8 protein-coding genes and 1 other annotated feature are annotated in these 9,739 nt (G+C 36.7%); of the genes, 3 read left to right on the top strand and 5 right to left on the bottom strand.

Translation table 11 applies throughout. The features are described from left to right. Positions 1 to 93: 93 nt before the first annotated feature. Positions 94 to 708 carry a DUF47 domain-containing protein gene (locus tag ACPLVE_RS10245; RefSeq protein ID WP_424611457.1) on the bottom strand — a complete coding sequence of 205 codons (615 nt, stop codon included), beginning with the start codon at positions 706 to 708 and terminating at the stop codon, positions 94 to 96. 12 nt (positions 709 to 720) lie between these two features. Continuing rightward, positions 721 to 1,722, bottom strand: coding sequence for an anion permease (locus tag ACPLVE_RS10240; RefSeq protein ID WP_424611456.1), 1,002 nt, complete (start codon positions 1,720 to 1,722; stop codon positions 721 to 723). Between the two features lie 172 nt (positions 1,723 to 1,894). Between ACPLVE_RS10240 and tlp the strand changes: the two genes are divergently transcribed. Then, a complete protein-coding gene (tlp, locus tag ACPLVE_RS10235) occupies positions 1,895 to 2,152 on the top strand; it encodes a small acid-soluble spore protein Tlp (RefSeq protein WP_022588294.1) in 258 nt (85 codons plus the stop codon). Positions 2,153 to 2,168: 16 nt separating this feature from the next. Here the strand turns inward: tlp and ACPLVE_RS10230 are convergent, their stop codons facing one another. From ACPLVE_RS10230 to leuS, 3 genes are all read right to left on the bottom strand, one after another. After that, a complete protein-coding gene (locus ACPLVE_RS10230) occupies positions 2,169 to 3,092 on the bottom strand; it encodes a pseudouridine-5'-phosphate glycosidase (protein ID WP_424611455.1) in 924 nt (307 codons plus the stop codon). Positions 3,093 to 3,096: 4 nt separating this feature from the next. Then, a complete protein-coding gene (locus ACPLVE_RS10225) occupies positions 3,097 to 4,194 on the bottom strand; it encodes a carbohydrate kinase (protein ID WP_424611454.1) in 1,098 nt (365 codons plus the stop codon). 87 nt (positions 4,195 to 4,281) lie between these two features. Continuing rightward, positions 4,282 to 6,732, bottom strand: a complete 2,451-nt coding sequence (gene leuS, locus ACPLVE_RS10220; protein WP_424611458.1) for a leucine--tRNA ligase — start codon at positions 6,730 to 6,732, stop codon at positions 4,282 to 4,284. Positions 6,733 to 6,784: 52 nt separating this feature from the next. Further along, positions 6,785 to 6,998: a binding site (T-box leader), on the bottom strand. Between the two features lie 124 nt (positions 6,999 to 7,122). Here leuS and ACPLVE_RS10215 point away from each other — a divergent pair. Together ACPLVE_RS10215 and ACPLVE_RS10210 are read left to right on the top strand one after the other, a co-directional pair. Further along, positions 7,123 to 7,611, top strand: coding sequence for an RNA polymerase sigma factor (locus tag ACPLVE_RS10215; protein ID WP_424611453.1), 489 nt, complete (start codon positions 7,123 to 7,125; stop codon positions 7,609 to 7,611). Between the two features lie 2 nt (positions 7,612 to 7,613). Next, complete coding sequence (locus tag ACPLVE_RS10210) at positions 7,614 to 9,551, top strand: peptidase S9 (RefSeq protein WP_424611452.1); 1,938 nt, start codon at positions 7,614 to 7,616, stop codon at positions 9,549 to 9,551. The last annotated feature ends 188 nt before the right edge of the window (positions 9,552 to 9,739 follow it).

Here is a 9,739-nt window from a genome sequence, read left to right as displayed (position 1 = left end):
CCAAGTTTAGTTATCGCTTTGACAACAAGTCGCATTTACACACAAAATGCCACTTTTTAAACTTTGTCAACAGTCTGAAAGGGCATATTGCCCTTAAATCATCTTCACATAAATATGGCCAAGTATATCGCCTGCTAAATCTATTCTGTCAGCACAATTGCTCAGGTGCCTAAAGATTTCTCGCATCTTTAAGATGTATTTTATATCCTCCCCCTCAAAAAGCTTTGCTAAATTCTTTCTGTAAAGATTTTCTACTCTGTTTTCGTATTTCTTTGCCTGTAGTGCTTGCCTCATCCCTTCTTTTCTGTCTTTATTTAAATTGCAGACAGATTCATGTATGAGTTCCGTGCTGATTCGTATGACTTCCACAATCTCTCTCAACTCTGGCGTGGGTTCAAGCTCATATATTTCCATCTCATCGACTGTACTATCTGAATAATCTAGTATATCGTCAATGGCTTTAGAAAGGTTAAAAATATCTTCTCTGTCAAAAGGAGTTATAAAGGTTCTGTCAAGCTCTTTTATAAGTTCTTCTCTTTTCCTGTCCGCCAGCTTTTCAAGCCTTGTAACTTCTTTGCCATCCTCTTCATTTCCTGTCAGCATATATCTCTCTAAAGCAGTTACTCCCTGCAGTGTAAGCTTAGACTGCTCTTGTAATAGTTTGTAAAAGTCGACACTTTCAGTAAAAAGCCATTTAAATACATTCATTCTCATCACCTCTCAGAATAGTCTAGCAATTATTATATAGATTATAGATGAAAACGAAAAAGAAATGGGAATCGTAGTAAACCATGCAGCAAATATCGCTTTCGCAAACTGCCATCTAACCGCACTAGGTCTTTCTCTTGCCCCAACACCTAAAATTGAAGAGTTTACAAGCTGTGTGCCGCTAATAGGCGCCCCAAATAAAGTAGCTGCAGTTACTACCAATAGGGAAGAAAGCTGAGCATTAAAGGAATGGATAGGTCTTACTCTGTACATCCTTCCTCCTACACTTTGTATCATTCTAAATCCCCCAAATAAAAGGCCAAAAGATATCATAAAAGCCGCCAAATATTTTACAAAAAAAGGAACTCCAAAGTTGGACGTAAATCCTTTTGACATCATTAAAATTACAATTAATCCCATGCCTTTTTGTGCATCATTTGCGCTCTGTACCACATTAAGCAAAAACATTGTGCCATACTGCATTTTCTTAAGAAGCTCGTTTACAGAAGGCTGAGCATTCTTTAATAATCTCCAAAAAAACAATGAAATAACATACCCTGCACCAAATCCTATTACAGGAGAAAAAAATAAAGGTATTATCACTTTCGTCATTATCCCATAAAGATTCACTGAAAGAAAACCATATTCCATCACAAAAGGTCCAAGCATTCCTCCAATCATAGCATGAGAAGAACTGGATGGAATGGCGTAGTACCATGTGATAAAATTCCACAAAGTCGCTCCCAATATACCGCAAAGTATTAATAAAACGATCTTATCTCCACTTTCCATGATATAATTGTATTTTATTACATCTTTAGCAATAGTGGTACTTACAGCAGTTGCCATAACAAGTGGTCCTAAAAACTGAGCAATAGAAGCTATTATCAGAGCTTTTTTGGCTTCTATAGACCTTGAACATATGATAGTAGCTATTAAATTCCCTTCATCATGAAAGCCTGTTACAAAAATGTATAAAAATATTAGTGCGATTGTAAGCGTGTAAAGAGCCATGCTTTTCACCCCAAGTTTTTAATATTATAACAGATTTGAAGTTTTAAATCATACTATAATATTATAACTGTATTCCAAAGTTTCTTCAATATTTCATCTGTTTTATAACACATAATTGGCCCTTTGCTGAACAAAATAAATATGAAAAGACAAATATACAGGAGTGATATTTATGGCAAGGGAAGAAAAATACACAAAAAAACCTAAACCCGATGATAGGTCAGATAACGTTGAAAAGCTTCAAGAAATGATACACAATACAATAGAAAATTATAGAGAAGCAGAAGATTACCTAAAGCTACACGCAGAAGAGCTTTCACCTGAAGAAATAGAGAGAATAAAAGAAAAAAATAGAAACAGGCTTATAAGCATACAGAACATGCGTCAGGAAATAATTGATGAAGTTCATGACAGAGAAAAAAGGCAATAAAGTATAAAGAGGCGTTTTACGCCTCTTTATACAGTTTATTCAATTGCACAGCAATTTTTGCCCCAACTCTCGCATTATTCTTAACAAGTTCAATATTTGCTTTTAAACTTTTGCCCCCTGTCAGGTCCTTTATCTTTTCTAACAAAAATGGCGTAAGAGCTTTGCCTCTTATTCCTAGCCTATCTGCTTCAAAAATGGCTTCTTCTATGGCTTTTTCAATATAAGCTCTGTCTAGGGCATATTCTTCAGGAATGGGATTAGCTATTAAAATCCCTCCTTTAAGCCCCAAATCCCATTTAGTTTTTATCACCCTTGCAGCTTCTACCTCATCTTCCACCATGTAATCCACTTTGAGTCCGCTTTCTCTTGTATAAAAAGCAGGAAATTCTTCTGTTTTAAATCCGATTACAGGAACACCAAAAGTTTCAAGATATTCTAAAGTGCGGGGTAAATCAAGTATAGCTTTCGCCCCTGCACATACAACCGCTACATCTGTATTTGCCAGTTCTTGTAAATCGGCAGATACATCAAAAGTTTCCTCTGCTCCTCTGTGCACACCTCCTATTCCTCCTGTCACAAATACCTTTATACCTGCAAGGTTTGCACAAATCATCGTGGCAGAAACAGTAGTAGCGGCGTTTAATCCTTTTGCTAAGATCACAGGCAAATCTCTTCTGCTGGCCTTTAATATTTCTTTAGATGTACCCATAAACTCCAATTCTTTTTCGTTTAATCCTATTTTTATCTTCCCATTTATAATAGCAATTGTTGCAGGAATAGCACCATTTTTTCTCACAATCTCTTCTACAGCCTTAGCTGTTTCAATATTTTCTGGATAAGGCATTCCGTGAGATATTATAGTTGATTCTAAAGCCACTATAGGCTTCCCCTCTTTTAAAGCCTTATCAACTTCTTCTGATAAATCAATAAATCTATGCATTTTTTCAAATCTCCTTTACCATATTTTTTAATTGATTTTCATTTAAAAACGGGTTAACCGTATAAGGCGAAGAAATAGTCAGAGAAGCTGCAGCAAGCCCCATTTTTATTGAAATCTCAAGCGAATATCCATTGAAAATACCGTAAACCAGTCCCGCTGTCAGTGCATCCCCAGCACCAGTAGCATCCACAATATCAGTTTTATAAGGCTCAATAAACTTTTCTAATTCCTCTGAAGAAACGTAGACACCTCTTTCTCCTAATGTCACTATAACATTTTTTACTCCCTTTTGTCTTAAAAATTTAACCGCTTTTTTCATATCCTCGTCATTTGCTACGCTCATCCCTGTAATAGATTCCAACTCTTCTTTATTTGGTGTGATGTAGTCGATTTTGTCTAACACGCCTTTTAGCTTTTGAGCCTTATCTATTGAGACAGGTTCCACTACAACAGGGATATTATTGTTATAACATAACTCAGTCACATATATTATGCTCTCTTCAGGAATATTGGCATCAAAAACTACAATCTCACTGTTTTTTATGACTTCTGTCTTGGACTCAAGATACTGTATGTTTAATTCCTCCAAAATGTCCATACCCGAAAGAGCTATATCCATATCCCCAATAGCATTTAAAATAGCAAGATATATGCCTGTCCGTCTCGTCGTTGAAATCACCACTTCTTCTACATTAACTCCTGCCTGCCTTGTCTCCTCTAAAAGCCTCCTCCCCTCATCGTCATTACCTACAACACTTAAAAAAGTAACAGGAACATTGAGCTGTGCAAGATTATGGGCGATATTTCTTCCTACTCCTCCGGGTGCTATGTTTATATAACCTGGATTTGACGTGTGCTGCTTTAACTCTTTGTAGGGTTTGCCTTTTATATCTATATTCGCACCTCCGATTACAGTAACTCCTTTTAAATCTCTTACCACATAGCCCCTACCTAATATAAATCCTTTTTTCATGAGGTTGGCTATGTGCCCTGCTACAGCTGAGCGGCTTATTCCCAGCATCTTTGCCAGTTCTTCTTGCGAGATCATGGGATTTTTCTTTATGAGTCTTAATATATCTTTTTCTCTTTGCGTTAATGCCACATTAACACACTCCTAAACAATTATTTGTTTATCAAACATTTGCAAGTATATTATACCACAAAAATTAAAGCAGGGGCAAGCCCTGCCTTAGTTTACCACAATATTCACAAGTCTATTTTTTACAATTATCACTTTCTTTATTTCTTTGCCATCAAGGTAAGACTTCACCCTCTCATCAGAAAGGGCAATCTGCCTCAACTCTTCCTCCGTTGCATTTGAAGGAACCTGAACCTTGCTTCTAACCTTCCCATTTACCTGAAGGGCTATTTCTATCATCTCTCTTTCAAGGGCATTTTCATCCCATTCAGGCCACTTCTGATTGAAAACAGAGTATTCATAACCCAGTCTTTCCCACATCTCTTCAGAGAAATGAGGCGCAAACGGAGCTAAAACCTTCACAAAATCCTTTACCACATCTTCATAAAATTTCATGTTCTTTACTTCAACCTCATTTTCATATTTGTACAAAGCATTCACAAGTTCCATTATTCTAGCTATAGCAGTGTTGAATTCAAATTTATCAGCATCCAATGTCACATGTTTTATAGTGTAGTGTCTCACATAGTTCAATTCTTTTTCCGGGTCTTCTATTTCTTCTTTTGTCTTGCCCGGATTTGCCCTGGTCTCAATAAATTTTTCTATAAACCTCTCTACCCTGTTAACAAATCTAGCAATAGCTCTTATTCCTTCATCGCTCCATGGCCCACCCTCTGAGTAAGAAAAGCCAAACATGAGATACAGCCTAAATACATCTGAACCGTACTGCTTAATATAGTCATCCGGCGAAATAACATTCCCTCTCGATTTGCTCATCCTATGTCCGTCCGGCCCTAAAATCGTGCCCTGGTGTACCAGTGACAGGAAAGGTTCATCAAAATCGAGATACCCTAAGTCTCTCAAAACCTTTGTTATGAATCTAGAGTATAAAAGGTGCATAGTGGCATGCTCTGCCCCACCTACATACTTATCTACAGGGAGCATTTTATTTATCCACTCTTTATTAAAAGGCTCTTTATCGTTTTTATTATCAGGGTATCTTAAATAATACCAAGAAGAATCGACAAAAGTATCAAGAGTATCAGGATCTCTTAAAGCAGGACCTCCACACTTTGGACATGTAACATTCATAAAGCCTGCATGCTTTTTAAGAGGTGATTCTCCCGTTGGCTCAAATTCAACGTCATAAGGTAAAAGTACAGGTAAGTCCTCTTCTGGCACAGGCACTATTCCGCAGCGTTCGCAGTGGATTATAGGAATGGGAGCTCCCCAGTACCTCTGTCTGGATACAAGCCAGTCTCTCATCCTGTAATTTACCTTAAACTCTGCTTTTCCTTCTGCTTTCAATTTTTCGACTATTTTTATTCTCGCTTCCTCAGATGTCATCCCATCAAATTCTCCACTATTTACTAAAATCCCATATTCCACAAAAGGCAGACTGTCGTCTACATCTCCAACTCCTTTTATAACCCTCTTTATAGGCAGATTGTATTTAGTAGCAAATTCATAATCTCTCTCATCGTGGCCAGGAACTCCCATAACACATCCAGTACCGTAAGTTACCAGCACATAATCAGCTATCCAAATGGGAAGTTTTTCACCTGTCAATGGATGAATGGCATATGCTCCTGTAAATACTCCCGTTTTTTCTTTTTCTGTTGAAAGCCTCTCAATCTCACTCTGCTTTTTGGCATACTCCTTGTATTCTTCAACAGCATCTCTATACTCCTCTGTAGTAATCAAATCTACCAATTCGTGCTCGGGAGCTAATACCGCATAGGTTGCACCAAACAGCGTATCTGCCCTTGTAGTAAAGACTTTAAAAGACAAATCTTTACCATCAACTTTAAATTCTATCTCAGCACCCTCAGATTTACCAATCCAGTTCCTCTGCATCATTTTAGTTTTTTCAGGCCAATCAAGGTCATCTAATTTTTCTAAAAGTTCTTCCGCATAGGCAGTTATCTTGAAAAACCACTGAGTAAGTTCCTTCTTTGTAACTTCAGTTCCGCACCTTTCACATTTTCCATCAATTACCTGCTCATTCGCGAGAACAGTTTGACAGCTCGGGCACCAGTTTACGGGTGCTTTTTTCCTGTAGGCAAGTCCTGCTTCATAAAGCTTTAAAAAAATCCATTGGGTCCATTTGTAATATTCTGGCAAGCAGGTTATAACTTCATAGTCCCAGTCAAATGTCACTCCCATTTCTCTGAGTTGTCTTTCCATAGTCCTTATGTTTTCCATTGTCGAGTCATAAGGATGTATGCCTGTCTTTATGGCATAATTTTCAGCAGGAAGCCCAAAAGCATCAAAGCCCATAGGGTGGAATACTTCCCAACCTTGCATCCTTTTCATTCTCGCCCATGAATCGGTAGGTCCATAATTATACCAGTGCCCCACGTGAAGCTTTGCTCCTGAAGGATAAGGAAACATCTCCAAGCAGTAAAGCTTTCTGTCTACATTTTCGGGATTAAACTTATAGAGTTTCGTTTCTTCCCAAATTTTTTGCCATTTCCTGTCAATATCTACTGAATACGCCATATCCTCCACCTCTATTTTTTTTAATTCTTCCATTAAAAAAAGCCTTTCATCTCAAAGAGACGAAAGACCCACCTCTTCCGCGGTACCACTCTTTTTGGCGCAAAAGCGCCCCCTCAACCCTATAACGGCGGAAGACCGTGCGCACCTACTCTCACTTCAGTGCGCCTGCTCTGCGGCGAGTTTCAGCAACAGGAACTACCGTTTCGCACTTACCAACGGCTCTCTGAAAGCCCTCGTTGCCTACTGCTCCGCTTCATCGCATTTTTTATTGATTTGTACATTATTTTATTATAAAACTGAAATAAATGCAAGAGTATTGTTACTCTTTGTGTATATTCTCGTCTATAAAGATGGAGGAGTCAATAAAGGGAAGGAAGGGAGGCCAAATTTGTGCCAGAAAGTTTTATTGAATTTTATGAGAAACACTTTGACGATATGTACCGATATGTATACTTCAAAATTGGTAATAAATGGGATGCAGATGATATTGTGAGCGAAATTTTTCAAAAAGCTTTTGAAAAGTATAATACAGTAAAATCAAACCCAAAGGCATGGATTTTTTCTATAGCCCGAAATACTATAACAGACTATTATAGAATGAAAAAAAACCTACTATCAGAAGAACTCATTATGGAGCATTCTTATCCCGATGTATTTGAAGACAAACTTGAAAAGGAAGTAGAATTAAATTGTCTTAAAAAGTCAATTTATTCTCTCCCTAAAGAAGAAATTGAAATTATAAATTTAAAATACTTTGGCGGAATGACTCATAGAGAAATATCACAAATAGTAGAAAAAACTGAAGATGCAGTAAAAATGAAGGCTTTTAGAATTATTCAAAAATTAAAAAATCTTGTAATAAAATGTCTGGAGGGATGAAAATGGACGAAAAGAGAATAGAGGAAAATCTCAACAGGCTAAAAGAACTAATCCCTGTAAATTACCAGCTTAAAGAATCTCTTAAAAAAAGATTTAAAAGAAATAAATGGAAAAGGATGGGTGTAGTAATCGCGGCAACTGCAGCAGTACTTCTAATGGTCTTTTCTTTCGGCATCAAACACCTGCAAGACAATCTCATAACAAAAGTAAATGCAGAAGAATTAAAGATTTTAAATCAAATTTCTTTCATAAGTTTAGGAAAAATAAATGCTGGCAAAATCGCAGAATACAACGGAACTATATATGTCCCTTTACATGAAAAGGGAATTTATAGATATGACAGTAAAGGCTTTGAAAAAATAATTGATAAGCCTGCCGGCGAAGTTGCTGTTTCACCAGACGGAACAAAATTAGTATTTATAACAACCACATCTGCCGGTAAAAATGCGATTTATATAAAAGATTTAAATGATGGAAAAGAAAATAAAATAATTGAAAGCAAGGATTCAGATACCTATTATAGTGACGCAACTTTTTCACCCGATGGAAATAAAATAATCTACACTGAACAAGTAATTGTTCCAAGAGAGACTCACGGCTTTGAAGTAAAAGAAAGCAATATCAACACTGTAGATTTAAAAAACTTAAAAATTACCAAACTGGCAGACGGGTGCTGTGGTTCTTTTGTAAAAAATGCTGATGCTATAGTCTTTGAAAGGGATAATAAGATAATCTATAAAAACTTGAAAGACGGCAGTGAAAAAATAATTGACGAAGGCAAAAGACCCTCTGTATCTCCAAACGGCTATTATATAGCTTATGAAAAAAATGAACTTAAAAAAGAAAAAATGGGTGATATAGAATTTAGTGTAAATATGAACAATATATGGATAGCAGATGCCTCTTCTTTAGCGACCAAAAAACAAGTGACATTAAACGTACCAAAGAGTCTACCACCAGAAATATCCGAAAAAGAAATTAAAAACTATATAACAACTACTTTATACTCTTATTACTGGCCCGTGTGGAGCAGTGATTCAAAAAGCATTTTTGTGCTGAAAAACCTGAACGAAGATATAAGAGGCAATATAATGCAGCTTATGAAAATAGAATTGGGTACACAAACATTATCTCCCGAAGAAGTAGTAAAGAAATTCTTGCAAGCAATAATAGTAAGAGATGAAGATTTTGCAAGGGTACTGATGAAAAATCCTCCTCCAATAATGACGGTATCAAACCCTCATCCTGTAGCCTATGAAATATTGGATTCTGGCACAGAAGGCAGTACACCTTATGTAGATGCTTCCTTGACCTATGGATATATTATGAACGGATATTGCTCTGTGAATAAATCACGTTACTATTTGTCTCCTGATAGCAATGGCTATATAATTGACAGCATAAAAGATTTAGGAACTGTGGAGTTTATTGAAAAAAATGGAACTTTTTATAAAACAGAAAATAATGTTGAAACAAAGCTCTTTGACAAAGGAGAAATCCCAAAAGAAATTTTGTCAGATACTCTTAACACCCACGCCACTACTTTGACTTATAGTCCGCAAACTAACACGGTATTATTTACAATACAAACTGTTGATAGGTCTCAAACCTGGATAATAAGTTATGACATGTCTAAAAAAGAATTTAAACTAATAGATTCTCTTAAAAATACAGTTATACCAGATATCAAAGTAGATTCTAGCGGAAAATACCTTGCTGTACTCGCTTATAACGATATATCCGAAGAATCAAATGTTTATGTGTACAATCTCAAAACAGGGAAAAAAGAAGACCTAAGATTGAAATTTAAGGATACAAAAATAGAGGAAATATCACCTCAATTCTGGCAGCAAGACAAACTTGTATTTCAAATTTCTCTAAAAGAAGGTTTTTTATACTACGTATATGACCCTTATAAAGATGAGGTTTTGATACCATAATTTTAAGGCAGGCTAAAAAGCCTGCCTTAAAACTGTTGACAAAGTTCTTCTTATTTAAGTGGCATTTTGTGTTAATGCTTGTAAGTTGCAAAGCGCCTAAACTAAGGCTCACTTTTCGAGCTCCGGCGGGGTGCCGGCCAATTCGCCATACGGCTCAGGTGGCCGCTCGCTTCGCTCGCCCCGCCTTC

The organism is Caldanaerobacter sp., from assembly GCF_049701115.1.
Taxonomy (GTDB): domain Bacteria; phylum Bacillota; class Thermoanaerobacteria; order Thermoanaerobacterales; family Thermoanaerobacteraceae; genus Thermoanaerobacter.
This window is presented reverse-complemented; position numbering and strand designations above follow the sequence as displayed.